The sequence below is a fragment of the Neorhizobium huautlense genome (genome assembly GCF_002968575.1).
GTDB lineage: Bacteria > Pseudomonadota > Alphaproteobacteria > Rhizobiales > Rhizobiaceae > Neorhizobium > Neorhizobium huautlense.
Genome location: NZ_PVBM01000007.1, coordinates 226,038 through 243,106 on the forward strand (window position 1 = coordinate 226,038; position 17,069 = coordinate 243,106).

The 17,069-nt window shown below is 61.7% G+C and carries 16 protein-coding genes; 8 read left to right on the top strand and 8 right to left on the bottom strand.

What is annotated here, in order from left to right; genetic code table 11:
• Positions 1–408: a DUF2000 family protein gene (locus C5L12_RS10825; protein WP_105372042.1), complete on the bottom strand. Its 408-nt coding sequence runs from the start codon at positions 406–408 to the stop codon at positions 1–3.
• A gap of 106 nt (positions 409–514) precedes the next feature.
• Here C5L12_RS10825 and C5L12_RS10830 point away from each other — a divergent pair, with 106 nt between their 5' ends.
• From C5L12_RS10830 to C5L12_RS10840, 3 genes are all read left to right on the top strand, one after another.
• On the top strand, positions 515–1,303 hold the full coding sequence (locus tag C5L12_RS10830) for an AraC family transcriptional regulator (protein ID WP_170109083.1): 789 nt from the start codon (positions 515–517) through the stop codon (positions 1,301–1,303).
• 122 nt (positions 1,304–1,425) lie between these two features.
• A complete protein-coding gene (locus tag C5L12_RS10835; protein WP_105372044.1) occupies positions 1,426–2,784 on the top strand; it encodes an esterase-like activity of phytase family protein in 1,359 nt (452 codons plus the stop codon).
• Positions 2,785–2,961: 177 nt separating this feature from the next.
• Positions 2,962–3,312, top strand: coding sequence for an AraC family ligand binding domain-containing protein (locus C5L12_RS10840; protein WP_105372045.1), 351 nt, complete (start codon positions 2,962–2,964; stop codon positions 3,310–3,312).
• 25 nt (positions 3,313–3,337) lie between these two features.
• Here the strand turns inward: C5L12_RS10840 and ppx are convergent, their stop codons facing one another.
• The 4 genes from ppx to C5L12_RS10860 are packed head-to-tail and all read right to left on the bottom strand — an operon-like array spanning position 3,338 to position 8,989.
• Positions 3,338–4,858 carry an exopolyphosphatase gene (gene ppx / locus C5L12_RS10845; RefSeq protein WP_105372046.1) on the bottom strand — a complete coding sequence of 507 codons (1,521 nt, stop codon included), beginning with the start codon at positions 4,856–4,858 and terminating at the stop codon, positions 3,338–3,340.
• A 5-nt stretch (positions 4,859–4,863) separates the two neighbouring features.
• Positions 4,864–7,056: an RNA degradosome polyphosphate kinase gene (locus C5L12_RS10850; RefSeq protein WP_105372047.1), complete on the bottom strand. Its 2,193-nt coding sequence runs from the start codon at positions 7,054–7,056 to the stop codon at positions 4,864–4,866.
• Between the two features lie 59 nt (positions 7,057–7,115).
• Positions 7,116–7,823, bottom strand: a complete 708-nt coding sequence (gene hdaA, locus C5L12_RS10855; RefSeq protein WP_105372048.1) for a DnaA regulatory inactivator HdaA — start codon at positions 7,821–7,823, stop codon at positions 7,116–7,118.
• Positions 7,820–8,989 carry an AI-2E family transporter gene (locus C5L12_RS10860; RefSeq protein ID WP_105372049.1) on the bottom strand — a complete coding sequence of 390 codons (1,170 nt, stop codon included), beginning with the start codon at positions 8,987–8,989 and terminating at the stop codon, positions 7,820–7,822. The genes hdaA and C5L12_RS10860 overlap by 4 nt, the downstream gene beginning before the upstream one ends.
• Before the next feature lie 183 nt (positions 8,990–9,172).
• On the opposite strand from C5L12_RS10860, the gene purM reads away from it, so the two are divergent.
• Together purM and purN are read left to right on the top strand one after the other, a co-directional pair.
• On the top strand, positions 9,173–10,246 hold the full coding sequence (purM, locus tag C5L12_RS10865) for a phosphoribosylformylglycinamidine cyclo-ligase (protein WP_105372050.1): 1,074 nt from the start codon (positions 9,173–9,175) through the stop codon (positions 10,244–10,246).
• Entirely contained in the window at positions 10,243–10,905 is a 663-nt protein-coding gene (purN, locus tag C5L12_RS10870; RefSeq protein WP_105372051.1) for a phosphoribosylglycinamide formyltransferase, read from the top strand. Before purM ends, purN begins: the two co-directional genes overlap by 4 nt.
• A 25-nt stretch (positions 10,906–10,930) precedes the next feature.
• Here the strand turns inward: purN and C5L12_RS10875 are convergent, their stop codons facing one another.
• The gene (locus tag C5L12_RS10875; RefSeq protein ID WP_105372052.1) at positions 10,931–11,524 is read right to left on the bottom strand and encodes an NUDIX domain-containing protein; all 594 of its coding nucleotides are present in this window, start codon (positions 11,522–11,524) and stop codon (positions 10,931–10,933) included.
• On the bottom strand, positions 11,521–13,659 hold the full coding sequence (locus tag C5L12_RS10880) for a molybdopterin-containing oxidoreductase family protein (protein ID WP_105372053.1): 2,139 nt from the start codon (positions 13,657–13,659) through the stop codon (positions 11,521–11,523). Before C5L12_RS10880 ends, C5L12_RS10875 begins: the two co-directional genes overlap by 4 nt.
• Positions 13,660–13,742: 83 nt before the next feature.
• Between C5L12_RS10880 and C5L12_RS10885 the strand changes: the two genes are divergently transcribed.
• Positions 13,743–14,591 carry a 23S rRNA (adenine(2030)-N(6))-methyltransferase RlmJ gene (locus tag C5L12_RS10885; protein WP_105372054.1) on the top strand — a complete coding sequence of 283 codons (849 nt, stop codon included), beginning with the start codon at positions 13,743–13,745 and terminating at the stop codon, positions 14,589–14,591.
• Between the two features lie 6 nt (positions 14,592–14,597).
• On the opposite strand, the gene C5L12_RS10890 is transcribed toward C5L12_RS10885, so the two are convergent.
• Positions 14,598–15,563 carry a putative bifunctional lysylphosphatidylglycerol flippase/synthetase gene (locus C5L12_RS10890; protein WP_105372055.1) on the bottom strand — a complete coding sequence of 322 codons (966 nt, stop codon included), beginning with the start codon at positions 15,561–15,563 and terminating at the stop codon, positions 14,598–14,600.
• 147 nt (positions 15,564–15,710) lie between these two features.
• Between C5L12_RS10890 and C5L12_RS10895 the strand changes: the two genes are divergently transcribed.
• Both C5L12_RS10895 and C5L12_RS10900 read left to right on the top strand, forming a co-directional pair.
• Positions 15,711–16,304, top strand: coding sequence for a ribonuclease T2 family protein (locus C5L12_RS10895; protein ID WP_245422838.1), 594 nt, complete (start codon positions 15,711–15,713; stop codon positions 16,302–16,304).
• Positions 16,305–16,323: 19 nt separating this feature from the next.
• Positions 16,324–16,920 (top strand): glutathione S-transferase, encoded by a 597-nt coding sequence (locus C5L12_RS10900; protein WP_105372057.1) that lies wholly within the window; start codon positions 16,324–16,326, stop codon positions 16,918–16,920.
• The last annotated feature ends 149 nt before the right edge of the window (positions 16,921–17,069 follow it).

Here is a 17,069-nt window from a genome sequence, read left to right on the forward strand (position 1 = left end):
TCAAGGGTGCATCTTCGCGCCCTTGGTGATCTTGTCGACGATCTTTTTTTCCGCTCTCAGCGCCAGGCCCACCAGCTTCGCATTGTCTGGCGCGAACTTGGCAAAAACCTCGCGGTTGGCGGCATCGTGGCCGGTCGCGAACATTTCCTCGATATAGGCCGAACTCGTCACCTCGCGCTCCAGTGTGCGGCGGTGGACGGCCCGAAGCGTCTCCCGGTCCGCCGCCAGAACGACGATCGGCTGGATGCTCATCGGATTGTAGACATGGCCTGCCGCATCCCGATATGCTTCGCCGATGACCGCTGGATGCTGGGCGATGATGCCGCTCGTCAGGAATGCTGTCACGTTGAGCTCCTGCCAGGGAGCGAGGTCATCGCGAAGCACGATCGCGATCTTGGTATCGAACATGAAGAATAATTCCGTCGAAGGTTATGCGAGAGGGAACGAGATAACGGCGGCGCCTGCCGGCGGTCTTGAACGTTCGTGCGGAGCGCTGGAGAAGCCCGACGGCATCGTGCAGGCTCCTTCCTCCCTCGGCATCGAACGGATAGAAGCGCGCTTCCATGGGAACGGTTTTTCTCCCCACCGGCACGATACCTATGCGCTCGGTTTCACGGTTTCCGGGGTGCAGACCTTTCAGTATCGGGGCGCACTCCGCACCAGCATGCCGGGCAATGTCATCGTGCTGCATCCGGACGAAGTGCATGACGGTGCCGCCGGCACGGAAGACGGCTTGCGCTACCGCATGCTCTATCTGCCGCCCGAGCGGCTGATCGAGGCGAACGGAGCCGCAATCAGCCTGCCCTTCGTGCCCTCGCCTGTGGTCGAAGATCCGGATTTCCGCCAATGCCTCGCCGAGGCGCTCGACGATCTCGAGGCCGAGCCGCAGGAATTGCTGCTGGACGATATCGTCGTCCGTCTCGCCCAGAGCCTCTGGCGTCACGCCGATAGCCGTGGTGGCGCCTCGGGCGCGTCGACGGCGCGCGAGGCCATCCTCCGCTGCCGCGACTATCTGCAGGAGAATTGCGACCGCGCCGTCTCTTCGGAAGAACTGGAGGCCGTCAGCGGCCTCGACCGCTATACCACCGCGCGGCAGTTCCGCCGCCTTCTCGGCACCAGCCCGCACCGCTATCTCGTCATGCGCAAGCTTGACCGCGCCAAGCTCCGGCTGTCGGAAGGCGACAGTCTTGCGGATGCGGCGGCCGATGCCGGCTTTGCCGATCAGGCCCATTTCACCCGCCATTTCAAGAAGACGTTCGGCATGACGCCAGGCCGGTGGGTGGCGCTGCGGCAAAGCACATAACGAGCCTTTTAGCGTTTAAAAATCCCGTCACCAAAGCTTCATCGAAGGTTCAAAGTTCCATCACCTGCCCGTCATGCGCCCTCCTTAAGCGGTTGCCATCACGCCAACCCAAAGGGTGCTCCATGACCAGACTCCTTCTCGCTTCCGTCGCGCTCGCCACACTCTTCGGCGGTTCTGCCTCAGCCGAAGAAAAGGCCTATCCGGCCAAACTCGTCGGACAGGCGGTCCTGCCGGCCAACACGGTCGTGGCGGCACCTGCCGATGCCCCAGCCTTCCTGAAGACCTCCGGCAAGTTCACCACGGCCGACCGCAAGCGCACCGAAGCCCTCGGCACGTTGCCGGGCAAGGACGGCGCCCGTATCACCGACGTCAAACTGCCGCTCGACGGCCAGCCGATCCAGGGTTTTTCCGGGATCAAGAGCATGGCCGACGGCACGTTCTGGACGCTCTCCGACAACGGCTTCGGCTCGAAAGCCAATTCCTCCGACGCCATGCTCTTCCTGCACCAGATGAAGTTCGACTGGACCGGCAACAAGACTGAAGTGCTCAAGAACGTCTTCCTCTCTGACCCGAACAAGATCGCGCCGTTCCCGATCGCCATGGAAGCGTCCGACACGCGTTATCTCACCGGCGCCGATTTCGATATCGAATCGATCCAACCGGTGGCCGACGGTTTCTGGCTCGGCGATGAATTCGGCCCCTATGTGATCAAGGTCGATCTGCAGGGTCGCCTCACCGATGTCGTGCCGACGCTGCTCGACGGCAAGCCGGTTTCCTCGCCGGACAATCCCACCCTCACGACGCCAGCCAATCCCGCTGCCAAGATGGGCGCCTTCAACCTGAAGCGCTCCGGCGGCTATGAGGGGATGGCCATGTCGAAAGACGGCTCCAAGCTCTATGGCCTTCTGGAAGGCGCAATCTACAAGGAAGACGGGCAGGTAGAACAGGTGGACGGGCAGACGGCGCTGCGGGTCATCGAGTTCGATGTCGCCTCCAAGAAGTGGACGGGCCGTTCCTGGCTCTACCCTTTGTCCAAGGGCGGCGAAGCGATCGGCGACTTCAATATGATCGACGAGACGACCGCACTTGTCATCGAGCGCGACAACGGGTCCGGCGCCGCCGACCGCGCCTGCGCCGATCCGACCAAGCCGGAAGCCGCCTGCTTCAACGCGCCGGCGAAGCACAAGCGCGTCTACAAGATCGAGATGAGCGATGCCAATGTCGGCCGGGCGGTCCGCAAGATCGGCTATATCGACCTGATGAAGATCCAGGATCCCGAGGAAAAGAAGAAGGCAGGCAATATCGAAGGTATCTACGACATGCCTTTCGTGACGATCGAGAACGTCGACATCGTCGACGCCACCCATCTCGTCATCGGCAACGACAACAACCTGCCCTTCTCTGCCGGCCGCGCCGTCGACAAGGCCGACAACAACGAATTCAGTCTCATCGAAGTGGGTGAGTTCCTGGCTGCGAAGTAAGCGGGAAATCTTACGAAATCGAGGGCGTCCGGTGAAAGCCGGGTGCTCTTTTCGTTTAGGGCTTGGAGGTCACTGAGTAGCCCAGGGCCGGAACCGAACGTACTCCTCGCAAGTTTGCAACCTGTCTTGGCGCGCAGTATCTGCGCGCTGCCTCTGCGCACAGGATGGAGAGAAACGATGAAAATCCGTAAGTTCACGATCAGCGACACGTCGTTAGAGCGTTCCCCCGGTGAGCAGGCAGACGTGTTTGTCGGCAATCTGGTCGACGAACGGCACGGGGGGCCGATCACCATCGGTTATGGACGCTATGCGCCTAACCAGAGCCTCACAGAGACGATGGCAGTGGATGATGTCATGATCATTCTGGAAGGACGCCTTTCGGTCTCTACTGACGCCGGTACGGTCACGGCGGGACCCGGCGAGATTGTGTACATGCCCAAAGGCGAAGCGGTGACCATCCGGTCGCACGAAGAAGGCGCAGTGACGGCCTATGTCACCTATCCGCATTGGCGGCCGGCACATGCGTAAGCCATGACGGCGCGCCTGCCCCAGCCTACTCGAACACAAATGCCAGCCGCTTGCCCGTCAGCCTTGCCAATTGCTGCAGCCGTCCATCCAACCGCTCGCCGGCAAAATTGCTGTAGGCGTGCGGCACGACGAATTCGAGGTCGAGGTTCGGGTTGGACGAGGGCCGGAAGGTCAGGTTGTGGACGAGACCCGGCATGGACGCGGAAAACAGGTATACGACCCTGAGCAGGCCGCCGAGCAGTTTGGCAAGGTCGAGAAGGCGCGGTGTTGCAATCGTGGCGAGGGGACCGGTCTCGCCGTCGTCGTGCAGGCCCTCGAAGCGATGGTAGTTGGCAAGCGCCAGATAGGCCCGGCCCGCATGGGTGATGCCCACAAAGGATGAATGGGCAATCAGGTTCAATGCCTGCAGGCCGCGATAGTCCGGATGAGCCCGCCAGCTGATATCGGCAAGCAGGCAGGCCGCTTGGCGATAGCGGCTTTCCTCTTCGGTCTCGGTAATTCCGAAAGCCGGCACCATCCGGCCGGTCCAGTCGGCAAGCTCGCGGGCGTGTTCGGGCGATCGGGCGCGCAGGATGGCGAGCTGATCGGCGGCAACCAGAAGCGGATCGCTCGCCTTCTCCTCGTCCGGCAACAAGGAATAGAGATAACCTTCGCGGACGCCCTGGGCCGAAAAGCTCACCCGCGCCGGCTTCATCACATTCAGCACTTCCTGCATGGCGATGGCGCCGAAGGGCAGAAGCGAGCGACGGCTTTTCGATACCGCCTGCCAGGCCGGATCTTTGGAATCCTTGGCCGCAACTACCTCGTCGAGGAACCTTTGCATCTCTTCGAGGGGCAATTCGTAGCCCTGCATCATATGCAGAGGATATTTGCTGATCTCCATGTGGAGCTTGGCGATGTTTCGCCATGTGCCGCCGACTGCATAGAAGGTGCGGCCTGCGCCCTCTTTCAGGAAGCGGGCGGTATTGACCTGCTTGCGGGCAAACGCGCGAGCCTTGGAGAGCGAATTGCCGGAGGATTCGGACAACCGCAGCCCCCCGAGCGGCAGGGTGATGCCTCGGCCGAATTCCTGGCCCCTTATGTCGATCAGTTCCAACGAGCCGCCGCCGAGATCGCCGGCAATCCCGTCGGGGTCGTGGAAGCCGCTGATGACCCCGAGCGCCGAGTAACGCGCCTCTTCCTCGCCCGAGAGGACCTGAACCGGCTGACCGAGAATCTCCTCCGCCTCGCGGATGAAATCGGGGCCGTTTGAAGCTTCACGTGCAGCGGCGGTGGCGAGCACATAGACCTGGCTTGCCTGCGCCTGTGCGGAAAGCGCGCGGAAGCGCTTCAATGCCGCCAGCGCCCGCGCCACGCCTTCGTCGTCCATGCGGCCGCTCGACCCTAGGCCTTTGCCCAGCCCGCAAAGCACCTTCTCGTTGAAGAGGATGGTCGGCGCGCGCGACATGCCTTCATAGATGACGACACGGACCGAGTTCGAGCCGATGTCGATGACGGAAACAGGGGCAATGCCCGGAAGGCGCCCCTGGGCTTCTGATCTTACCATATTGCCTATTTCTTGCGTCCCGACATCACGCCGGCAATCAGTTTCGGAGCACTCGATTTCAAAGCTTCACCGCGCCCGGACAGGCTCGGATTGGTCATAAAATAGTGCTGCGCGTTAAAAGGTTCCTCGCCCTTGCGCACTTCCATGCGCCGCGACGTGCCGTCGGGCAATATCTCGTAGCTTTGCTGGTTGTCAATCAGGTTGCCCAGCATGATCTGCGAGAGGACCTGCTCATGCACAGTCGGGTTCAGGAGCGGCACGAGCGTCTCGACACGCCGGTCGAGGTTGCGCGGCATCATGTCGGCGGAGCCGATATAGACGAGCGCCTTGTCGGACGGCAGGCCGTAACCGTTGCCGAAGCAAAAGATGCGGCTGTGCTCCAGGAAGCGGCCGACGATCGACTTGACGCGGATATTGTCGGAGAGCCCCGGCACCTGCGGACGCAGGCAGCAGATGCCGCGCACCACCAGATCCACTTCGACACCCGCGCGGCTTGCCCTGTAGAGGGCGTCGATGATTTCCGGATCGACCAGCGAATTCATCTTCATCCAGATCGCCGCCGGCTTGCCCGCCTGTGCGTGGCAGATCTCCTCCTCGATATGTTTCAGGATGCGTGGGCGAAGCGTATAGGGCGAAACCGCAAGCTTCATGCTTTCCGCCGGTTCGCCGTAGCCGGTGATGAAGTTGAAGATGTTCGCCATGTCATGGGCGATCTTCGGGTTGCAGGTGAAGAAGGAAAGGTCGGTGTAGATCTTTGCAGTCACCGGGTGATAGTTGCCGGTGCCGAGGTGGCAATAGGTTCTGAGCTTGCCGTCCTCGCGGCGCACCACCATCGACATCTTGGCATGGGTCTTCAATTCGATGAACCCGAAGACGACCTGAACGCCGGCGCGCTCCAGGTCGCGCGCCCAGCGAATATTGGCTTCTTCGTCGAAACGGGCCTTCAACTCCACCAGCGCCGTCACCGACTTGCCCATTTCGGCTGCGTCGATCAGCGCTCGGACGATCGGGCTGTCGTTGGAGGTTCGGTAGAGCGTCTGCTTGATCGCGAGTACATCAGGATCGCGCGCCGCCTGCAGAAGAAACTGCACAACCACGTCAAAGGACTCGTAAGGATGGTGAACCACCATGTCCTTTTCGCGGATGGCGGCGAGGCAATCGCCAGCATGCTCACGGACGCGTTCCGGAAATCGGGCATTGTAGGGCTCGAACCTCAGGTCGTCGCGCGGCGCCTTGGCGATTTCCGAAAGCGTATTCAGCGCCAGCAGGCCCGGCAGAACGGCAACCCGGTTTTCCGGCACGCCCAATTCCTGAACCACAAACTGGCGCAGCGAAGCAGGCATTTCCGAATCCGTCTCGATGCGGATGACCTTGCCGCGGCGGCGGCGTTTCAGCGCCGTCTCGAAGAAGCGCACCAGGTCTTCGGCCTCTTCCTCCACTTCGATATCGCTGTCGCGAATGATGCGGAAGGTGCCGGCGCCCCTCACCTCGTAGCCGGGAAACAGCCTGTCGGTGAACATGCCGACCACGTCTTCGAGCGTGATGTAGCGGATCGTGGCGCCGTCGTCGGGGAGACGGATGAAACGGTCGAGCGTCGTCGGCAGGCGCAAGAGCCCTGTCATCGGCTCCTTGCCGTGCATGCTGTGAAGCTGCAGGCCCATGGAAAAGCCGAGATTGGGAATGAAGGGAAACGGATGGGCCGGATCGATCGACAGCGGCGTCAGGATCGGGAAGAGTTCGGCATCGAAGGAATTGGCGAGCCAGGCGCGATCCTCCGGCGCAAGCGCCCCCGGCCGCACGATCAGAATGTCTTCCTTGGCGAGATATTGTTGCAGCACGGCAAGCGAGGCCTGCTGCTCCATCTGCAGGTTGTCGATCTCCTGCAGGATCGCATCGAGCTGTTCGGCGGGCGTCTTGCCGTCCGGGCTGCGGATGGCTATCCCCTGCCGCACCTGACCCTCGAGGCCCGCGACACGGACCATGAAGAACTCGTCGAGGTTGGTCGCCGAGATCGACAGGAAGCGCACCCGTTCCAGAAGCGGGTGAGCCGTGTTCAGCGTTTCTTCCAGAACGCGCCGGTTGAACTGCAGCCAGGAGAATTCGCGGTTGATGAAACGATCCGGGCTCGACAGCAATTGATCGACGGCATCTGCCGCCGTCGGCTCGGGCTGCTGCTTTTCCGTCGTCATCGAATCCATCTGGTCACCTCCGCTAACCCCTTGGGGCTGAACATAATTCGACGAGCGAACTGTCACAGTCAATCGCCGGGGCCTGAATTTCCATAATCGTTGAGCACTTCCGCGGCCATCGACCGGGTGATCCGGGTGCCGCGGGCAAGTGCCAGACGGTCCAGCCGCTCGACGATCGCCTGGGCGGCGCCGAGAGAACGCTCCATGCGGTTGACGATATAGCCCACGAGTTTGTCATCGATATAAAGCTGCCGGTCGGCAAAAAGTTTCACGATCACCTGCGCCAGCAGTTCCTCGTCCGGTTCGCCGATCTCCACGACGGTCGCCGCTTTCAGGCGCGACTTGAGGTCGGGCAGTGTCACGCCCCATGACATCGGCCAGAGCCTGGACGTCATCAGCAGGCTATGGCCGTTCTGCCGCACGCTGTTGATCACGTGGAAGAGTTCCGTCTCGTCAAAACCGCGTCGCTCGGCATCTTCGAAAAGCACCGGGCCGGCCGCTGCCAGTGCGGCGGCATTCGAACCCACGACCGGATGAATGTCGACCGCGCCGGCCTTTTCGCGCCAGATGTGGGCAAGGTGCGACTTGCCTGATCCGACAGGCCCTGCCAGCACGACGACCGGCGATGGCCAGGCCGGCCATTCATCGACGATCGCAACGGCCGCCGCCAGGCGCTCGGAAACCAGCAGGTCATCCCGGCCTTTCGCCGCATCATGGGTGAATTGCAGCGGCAATTGCTCGCTTTTACGCCGCTCGCGTTCGCTTGCTTGTGTCATTGGTCTTTCGGTGCGCCGATCTGGGCGTCGTTTCCGCTGTGCTCCAGCACACGGGGCGGTGGCTCTTCCTGCCAGGGAAGCGTGGCCGTCCGGCCGTAATAGATGTCGCTGTCAAGATACCGCGACAGGGCGAAGCGGACAAGCACGCCGACCACAGCCGCGGCCGGTACCGCGATCAAAAGACCCACGAAGCCGAACATCGCGCCGAATGCAAAGAGCGCGAACATCAGCCAGACGGGATGCAGCCCGACGCTTTCGCCCACCAGCTTCGGCTGCAGAATGTTGCCCTCGACAAACTGGCCGACGAAGAAGACGCCGGCAACCGCCAGTATCCACGGATAATCCGGCCAGAACTGCACCAGCGCCACGCCGACCGAAAGCACCAGCCCGATCAGCGAACCGATATAGGGAATGAAGCTGATCATGCCGGACACAAAGCCTATCAGGAGCCCGAAATTGAGGCCGACGATCGACAGGCCCACCGCGTAGAAGATACCGAGGATAAGGCAGAGCGAACCCTGGCCGCGGATGAAACCGGCAACCGATTCATCCATCTCGCGGGCAATCCGGCGCACGGTATGCACCTGGTCGCGCGGAATCCAGTTGTCGACCTTCGCCACCATCCGGTCCCAGTCGAGCAGGATGTAGAAGGCAACCACGGGCGTGACGATTAGCAAGGAGACCACATCGACGATCGCCTTGCCGGAATTCCAAATCTGGCCGAGCAGCGAACCTATAAAACCGGCGCCCTGGCTCAGCACTTCGGAGAAGTTCTGTTTGATCGTCTCGATCTGGCTGCCGACCCAAGAGGGCAGGAAGGAGGTTTCGGGGCTGGAGATGATCTGCTGCAGCTGGGAGATATAACCCGGCAGAGCTGCGGCAAATTCGGTGAACTGGTTGATGATGATCGGGATCACCAGCATCAGCGACAGCACGAAGACCAGCACGAAACAGACGAGGATCACCACGGTCGCCATCAGCCGGCTCAGTCCGCGCCGCTCCAGCCAGTCGGCAACCGGATCGAGAAAATAGGCGAGCGCCATGCCCGCTACGAAAGGCAGCAGAATGGAGCGGAAGAACCAGAGAAAAACGACGACGACCGCCAGCGCGCCGACCCAGAAAAGAATGTGGCGCCTGAGGTTTGCACCGTTGACATGGTATGGCATCGCCGCTCCCTTCAAGCGTGACCGCGGTCGCAGACAGGGATAGGATGCCCGCGCCCGCGTGGTCAAGAGTTCGATCGCAGTGCGGCGAGCGCTGTGAAAAGCCTTCAAAAGCGCTGGCAACGCTTGCATCCGACGCCATGTCGTGCAATGGCGGGCCGCTAAAATGGCCATTGGAGACGGACGATGAGCGAGGCGGGCAAAAACGGTCTCACCTATAGCGATGCCGGTGTCGATATCGACGCGGGCAACCTCTTGGTGGAGAAGATCAAACCGGCTGTGCGCTCCACCCGCCGGCCGGGCGCGGACGGTGAGATCGGCGGCTTCGGCGGCCTCTTCGATCTCAAGGCCGCAGGCTTTACCGATCCGATCCTGGTTGCGGCCAACGACGGCGTCGGGACCAAGCTGAAGATTGCCATCGATGCCGACTTCCATGATACCGTCGGTATCGACCTCGTCGCCATGTGCGTCAACGACCTCGTCGTGCAGGGTGCGGAACCTCTGCTGTTCCTCGATTACTTCGCAACCGGCAAGCTCGACCCCGACCAGGGTGCTGCGATCGTCACCGGCATCGCCGCCGGCTGCCGCGAGGCGGGCTGCGCGTTGATCGGCGGCGAGACCGCCGAAATGCCGGGGATGTATTCCGATGGCGATTACGATCTTGCAGGCTTTGCGGTGGGTGCGGCCGAACGCGGTCAGCTGCTGCCGGTCGGCGATATCGCCGCCGGAGACCTTATTCTCGGCCTCACTTCTTCAGGGGTCCATTCGAACGGCTTTTCTCTGGTCCGCAAGATCGTAGCGCTTTCCGGCCTCGCCTGGGATGCACCTGCTCCCTTCCGTGACGGCATGACTCTGGGTGAAGCGCTGCTCACGCCCACCCGCATCTACGTGAAGCCGCTCCTGAAGGCGATCCGCGAGACCGGCGCGCTGAAGGCGCTCGCACATATCACCGGCGGCGGTTTCCCGGAAAACATCCCGCGCGTGCTGCCGAAGAACCTTGCGGCCGAAGTCGACCTCGATTCCATCCCCGTTCCGCCCGTCTTCTCCTGGCTGGCCAAGACGGGAGGCGTGGAGCCCAAGGAAATGCTGCGGACCTTCAACTGCGGCATCGGCATGATTGTCGTGGTCGCCGCCGAAAATGCGCAAGCCGTCAGCGACATTCTCCGGACGGAAGGCGAAGTGGTCGTTCCGCTCGGCCGCATGGTCGATCGCCCCGAGGGCGGCGCCGGCGTGATCTACCAGGGCACACTCGGCCTATGATCGGCACGCCGCGCAAACGCGTCGCCGTCTTCATTTCCGGCGGCGGCTCCAACATGCTGTCGCTCGCGGATGCCTGCGCGGCACCGGGCTTTCCTGCCGAAATCGTCGCGGTCATTTCAGACAAGGCTTCGGCGGGCGGGCTGGCCAAGGCGCAAGCACGCGGCATCAAGACCTTCGTCTTCGAGCGCAAGAGCTTCGCAAGCAAACAGGATCATGAGGCGGCGATGCTGTCGGCGCTGGATGAAATCCGGCCCGACATCCTCTGCCTTGCCGGCTTCATGCGGCTCCTGTCAGGAGACTTCATCAGCCGCTATGAAGGCCGCATCCTCAACATCCACCCTGCCCTCCTGCCGCTTTTCGCCGGCCTCAACACGCACCAGCGCGCCATTGACGCGGGCATGAAGATCGCCGGCTGCACCGTACATTTCGTAACGGAAGGCATGGATGAAGGCCCTATCCTCGCCCAGGCCGCCGTGCCTGTGCTTGCCGGCGATACCGCCGAGACGCTCGCCGCCCGCGTGCTGACCGTCGAGCACAAGCTCTACCCGCTGTCGCTCAAGCTACTCGCCGAAGGGAAGGTGCGGATGGAGGGGGCGAAGGCTGTATTCGATGGCGTGCCGGAAAAGGACGACGCTAGGCTGATCTCCCCAGCACTCTAGGCCAACCGTTACGGCCGGGCGGCAGTTAGCCCGATAGCTTATCGCGATTGATCACGGCCCACTGCAGCAGCATGATCGTCTTGGCGTCGCAGATCTCGCCGCTTTCGATCATCGCAAGGGCTTCATCGAGCGGCAGTTCCAGAACCTCGATATCCTCGTGCTCTTGCGCCAGGCCGCCACCGCCATTAATGCGGTCGGCAAGATCGACCGGGGCGAAGAAGAAATGGACGTGTTCCATGATCGCGCCGGGCGACATGAAGGCCTTGAACAGGAAACGCACGTTGCGCAGACGGTAACCCGTCTCCTCCATCGCTTCGCGGCGAATCGCATCCTCCGGATGATCTTCGTCGAGAAGACCGGCTGGCACCTCGACAAGCCAGGCACGTTTCCCGGCGAGGTAGGCCGGCAGCCGGAACTGCTTCACCAGCACGACCGTATCGCGCTTCGGGTCATAAAGCAGAATGCAGGCCGCGGGCGTGCGGTGATAGATCTCGCGGTGCAGCCGATGGGTGGCGCCGTCGCGGTCGGTGTAATCGAGCTCGTAGCTCGAAAGGCGCGTCCAGCCATCCGACAGCGTCTTTTCGCTGACGATTTTCACCCGATCCCCCGTATCCGTCATGCGACGTCCCTGCGAAGCCAAACCTTGTTGTCGTGGAAGGCCGCTCCGCCATAGGGCGCTACCGCGTCGGCGCCGGTCAAAACGTTGATACCCTCGCCGTCGAGATGCGCCTTGTTCGGCCACAGGCCTTCGGCGATCAGCACGCCCGGGCGTGCGCCGGGCACCAACCGCGCATGCAGACGGATTTCGCCGCGCATATTGCCGAGACGGACGATATCGCCATCCACGATCCCCAATCGCGCCGCGTCGGATGGCTCGATCATGACTTCCGGCCGCCCCTCCTTTTGGATCGAGCTTCTCGTTTCCGCGAATGTGGAATTCAGGAAACTGCGCGAAGGAGAGGTCGCGAGCCGGAAGGGATGCGCCTCGTCCACCAACTCGATCACGTCGACCTGGTCTGGAAATTTCGGCAGTTCCGCCACTGGTCCCATAGCCCCGAGGTTCTTCGGCGGCTTGTTGGGTGACGGACCATTCGCCCAGTCCGGGCTGAAACGGAATTTCCCGTCCGGATATCCGAAACCCTTCAGATAGTGAGCGGTCTCGAAATCAGGCTGCGCATCGATCCAGCGATCGCGTTTCAGCGCGTCGTATCCCGACCAGCCGCTAGCCCTTAGCAGGCGGTCGATATGCTCGCGTTCATCGAGGCCGAAGCCGGAATAATGATCGACACCGAGCCGCTTTGCGAGCTCCTCGATGACGAAGAGGTTGGTGCGCACGGTTTCCGGCGGCTCGACGAGCTTCGGTCCGAGCAGGATATGGTTCTGCCCGCCCGCGCGATAGATGTCGTCATGTTCGAGGAACATGGTGGCCGGCAGCACGATGTCGGCCACCTCCGCAGTATCGGTCATGAACTGCTCGTGCACGGCAACGAACAGGTCGTCACGCATGAAGCCTTGCCGAACCAGCCGCTGCTCCGGCGCGACATTCATCGGATTGGTGTTCTGGATCAGAAGAGCTGTCACCGGCCCGCCATATCGAAGGGCTTCGGCGTCGCCGGTCAGGACCCGGCCGATCTGAGACTGATCGAGCTGGCGGATATCGGGATCAGCGTAGGCGGTCCCCATCAGCTCCGACTTGTTGAGCCGAAAAATACCGCCGTTGTTGTGAAAGGCGCCGCCACCTTCGTATTGCCAGGAGCCGAGCACGGTCGCGATCGACAGCGCCGCATGCATGGCGGCGGTGCCGTTGCGCTGGCGGGCGAACCCGTAGCCCAGCCGGAAGAAGGTCTTCTTCGTCGTGCCGACGAGACGGGCGAAAGTCTCGATCTCCTCGACAGAAAGACCCGTGATCGCCGAGGCCCATTCCGGCGTCTTCGATTTGAGATGCGCCTCCAATCCTGCCGGATCGTCCGCGTATCTTTCCATGTATCCGCGGTCGGCATAACCGTCCCGGAAGGCGATGTGCATCACCGCGCAGGCGAGCGCCGCATCGGTGCCAGGCCTCACCACCAGCGCCATGTCGGCCTGATTCATGGTCGGGTTGTCGTAGATGTCGACGACGACGATCCTGGCGCCGCGTTCCTTGCGCGCCTTCACCGCGTGGGTCATCACGTTGACCTGGGTGGAGACGGCGTTGGTGCCCCAGATCACCACGCAGTCCGACTTCGCCATCTCGCGCGGATCGGGACCGCGAAGTGCTCCGGTCCCCATCACATAGCCGGTCCAGGCCATGTTGGTGCAGATCGTGCCGAAGAAGCCGGAATATTTCTTGGCGTGCCGCAGCCGCTCGATCGAATCGCGCTGCACCTGCCCCATCGTGCCGGCATAGAAATAGGGCCAAACGGCTTCGGAACCGTGCTTGGCTTCCGCCTTGACGAAGGCGTCGGCAATCTGGTCCAGCGCCGCTTCCCAGGAAAGCTCCTGCCAGTCGCCCCCGCCCTTCCGGCCCTTGCGCCGCTTCGGCACCATCAGCCGACCGGGATGGTAGATCCGCTCGGAATAACGGGCGACCTTGGCGCAGATGACGCCGGCCGTATAGGTATTGTCGGCGGAGCCGCGCACGCGGCCGATGCGGCCGTCGGGCGTGAGATCGACATCCAGCGCGCAGGCGGAAGGACAGTCGTGCGGACAGACGGTGTGGCCGACCTTGGTCGGCTCGGCGGCGGTTTTCGCGGTGATCGGGGTCGCAACGTTCATGGCTTTTCTATATTGCAAGCCGAGCCCTGCAAAAAGTGCGATTTGCGGCGCATCGATATTATTCACGCGGGACAGCAGCGACGATGAACTACCGGCATATCTATCACGCAGGCAATTTCGCGGACGTCCTCAAGCACACCATCCTGGCGCGGTTGATCCGCTACGCCCAGAAGAAGGACAAGGCATTCCGTGTCCTCGATACCCATGCCGGCATCGGGCTCTACGACCTTTCCTCCGACGAGGCGCAGAAGACCGGCGAATGGCGAGACGGCATCGGCCGGCTGATGGAAGCCGAGCTGCCCGCAAAAATATCGGAGCTGCTCGAGCCCTATCTGACGGCGGTCAAGGACCTGAATCCGAATGGCGGGCTGAAATTTTATCCCGGCTCTCCGAAGCTTGCACGCATGCTGTTCCGCCCGCAGGACAGGCTTTCTGCGATGGAGCTGCATCCGGAGGACTTCAACCGCCTGCACAATCTCTTCGAGGGCGACTTCCAGGTACGGGCGACGGAACTCGACGGCTGGCTGGCGCTTGGCGCGCATCTGCCGCCGAAGGAGAAGCGCGGCATTATCATCGTCGATCCCCCCTTCGAGGAGGAGGGAGAATATACCCGCCTCGCCCAGGGGCTCGCCCATGCCTGGCGTCGCTTCCCGGGCGGCACCTACTGCCTCTGGTATCCGATCAAGAAGGGCGCGCCGATCAAGGCCTTTCACGAGGAATTGCAAGCGCTGGAAATCCCGAAGATGCTCTGCGCCGAACTCACGGTGAAAAGCGACCGGGAAGCAACCGGGCTATCAGGCTCGGGCCTCGTCGTCGTCAATCCGCCTTTTACGCTGAAGGACGAGCTGCACGCACTCCTGCCGGTGCTGAAGGACATTCTGGCGCAGGACCGCTTTGCCTCGCAGCGGGCTTTCTGGCTCCGCGGAGAATAACCGGCTTCAGGAGTTTTCCCGCTTGCCGCGCTCGAGGTCCGGCGGATGCTCGATCCGCCACCGCGACCGCTCGAAGAACAGGACCACCACCAGCGCCATCGCAAACGGGATAAGAAGGTAGAAGAGCCGGAAGATCAGCAGGGCAGCAATCACACCGGCCTGGTCCATGTCCGGCAGTCCCGTGATGAAGACAAGCTCGAGTACGCCAAGCCCGCCTGGCGCATGGGAAATCAGTGCAGCCGAAAAGGAGATCAGGAAGATGCCGAGTACGATCATAAAGCCCGGATTTCCCACCTCAGGCAGCGCGAAATAGATGATTCCGGCAGCCCCTATGAGCTCGATCGGGGCGATCAGCAGCTGCGGCAGCACGACCGGCGGCTCGGGATAAAATATCTTCAGCGAGCCGATCTGAAGCGGCCGGAGCTTCATGAAACTCGCCGCCACATAGAGCGCCACCAGCCCGAGCAGCACATATCCCGTCGCCGCTGTTGCCTCCAATGGAAGGAGGTCGCCGAAACGGCCCGTAACCTCGGGCTCGATGATCAACACGATGCCGGCGAGAAAGAGTGTGCCTAGAATGAATGTGAAGGAGCAGACGGCGATCAGCACCCCGATCTCGGCCGGCGTCAGCCCTTTGGCGGAATAGGCGCGATACCGCACCACGGCGCCCGATACGACGGATGCGCCGATATTGTGAGAGAGCGCATAGGTGGTAAAGGAACAGAGGGTGATGAAAAACCAGTTCACCTTGCGACCGAGATGCATCAGCGCGATCCGGTCATAACCGGCGAGCGCGGCATAGGCCAGCAATGTGGACAAACCACAGAGCATCCAGTTTCCCGCCGAGATCGCGCCGAAGCTGTTCCCCAGCTCGTCGAGCGACAGCCCGCGAAGCTCCTTGTAGAGAAACCTTGCCGAAACGACGATGGTTATGGCTCCGACCACAGGCCAGAAGTACTTCTTGAATTTCATTCCGATATTGCCGTTCCTCCCGCCCCTGTTTAAATCAATACCGTTAAGGCTTCGGTCGCTTAATTCACTCAGGGGGCACCTTTGACCGATCAACTTCGCCGGCGCGCTTTTGGTTGCCTCCTTGCCTGTTTTCTTGGCTCCGCTTCAATAGCGCCCGCGCAGGATCAGGCGGGGCAATTCGATTTCTACGTTCTGTCGCTCTCCTGGTCTCCGACCTTCTGTGCCTCGCAAAATGGTGGCCGGAACGAGCAGCAATGCGGTGGCAACGAGGATTTCCGTTTCATCGTCCATGGGCTCTGGCCGCAATATGAAAAAGGTTATCCCGATTTCTGCCAAACGCGTGAACCGGAGCGCGTGCCGCGCTCGCTCGGCCAGACCATGTTCGACATCATGCCGTCCATGGGACTTGTCGGCCATCAATGGCGAAAACATGGAAGCTGCACGGGTTTGAACCAGCGCGACTATTTCGCCAAGGTCCGCGAGGCCTTCGGGCGCATCCGCCTGCCATCCGATCTCTCCCGTGGAGAAACCTCCTTAACGGTCTCGGCCGATCAGATCGAAGAGAGATTCATTGCCGCGAATCCGGGTATGAGCCGCCGGGGAATTGCTGCAAGCTGCGAAGGAAAGCAGCTGGAAGAGGTGCGCATATGCCTGACCAAGGACCTGTCTTTCCGCGATTGCCCGGAGGTGGACGGCGACGGCTGCAAGATCAGCCAAATCACCCTGCCTCCCGCTCAATGACTTCAGAAGAGGATCAACGATGAAGCTGTTATATTCGCCGGCCTCCCCCTATGCCGCCAAGACGCGGATGGCCGCCCGCTATCTCGGCATCCGGATTACCGAGGTGAAGACCGACACCAACGCCAATCCCGCTGAACTGATCGACAACAATCCGCTCGGCAAGATTCCGGTGTTGATCCGGGACGGCGAGCCGCCGATCTACGACAGCGTCGCAATCATGCATTATCTCGACCGGCTGTCGGGCGGAAAGCTCTATCCGAGGAAGGATGAAAAGCGCACCGAGGCAGAAGTTCTGGAGGCCTTGTGCGATGGCATCATGGATTGCCTGCTGGCGATCATCTATGAGCGCCGTTTCCGGCCTGAAGACAAGATCTACCAGCCCTGGATTGACAAGCAGTGGGAAAAGACCGTTCGCGGCCTCGACTATCTGGAAAAGAATCTGCCGAAGACGGGCAAGAAACTGCATGGCGGCCATTTCGCACTGGCGGCACTGATCGGTTATCTCGACCTGCGTTTCAACGGACAGTGGGCCGAGGGTCGTCCGGAACTGGCTTCCTGGCCGGATGTTTTCAGCAAGCGCTTTTCGCACTATGGCGAGATGAAATCGGCCGGCTGAGCATGAAAAAAGCCCGGATCTCCAGGCTGTGTGGAAACGATTGGAGGCTCCGGATGACCGGGGCCTCTTTTTGGTTTCATGAGGTGGCGGTGTTGATATTGATCGCGCGGAGGATGTTGTAGGCGAGGACAGAGAGGGCCATTTCGGTC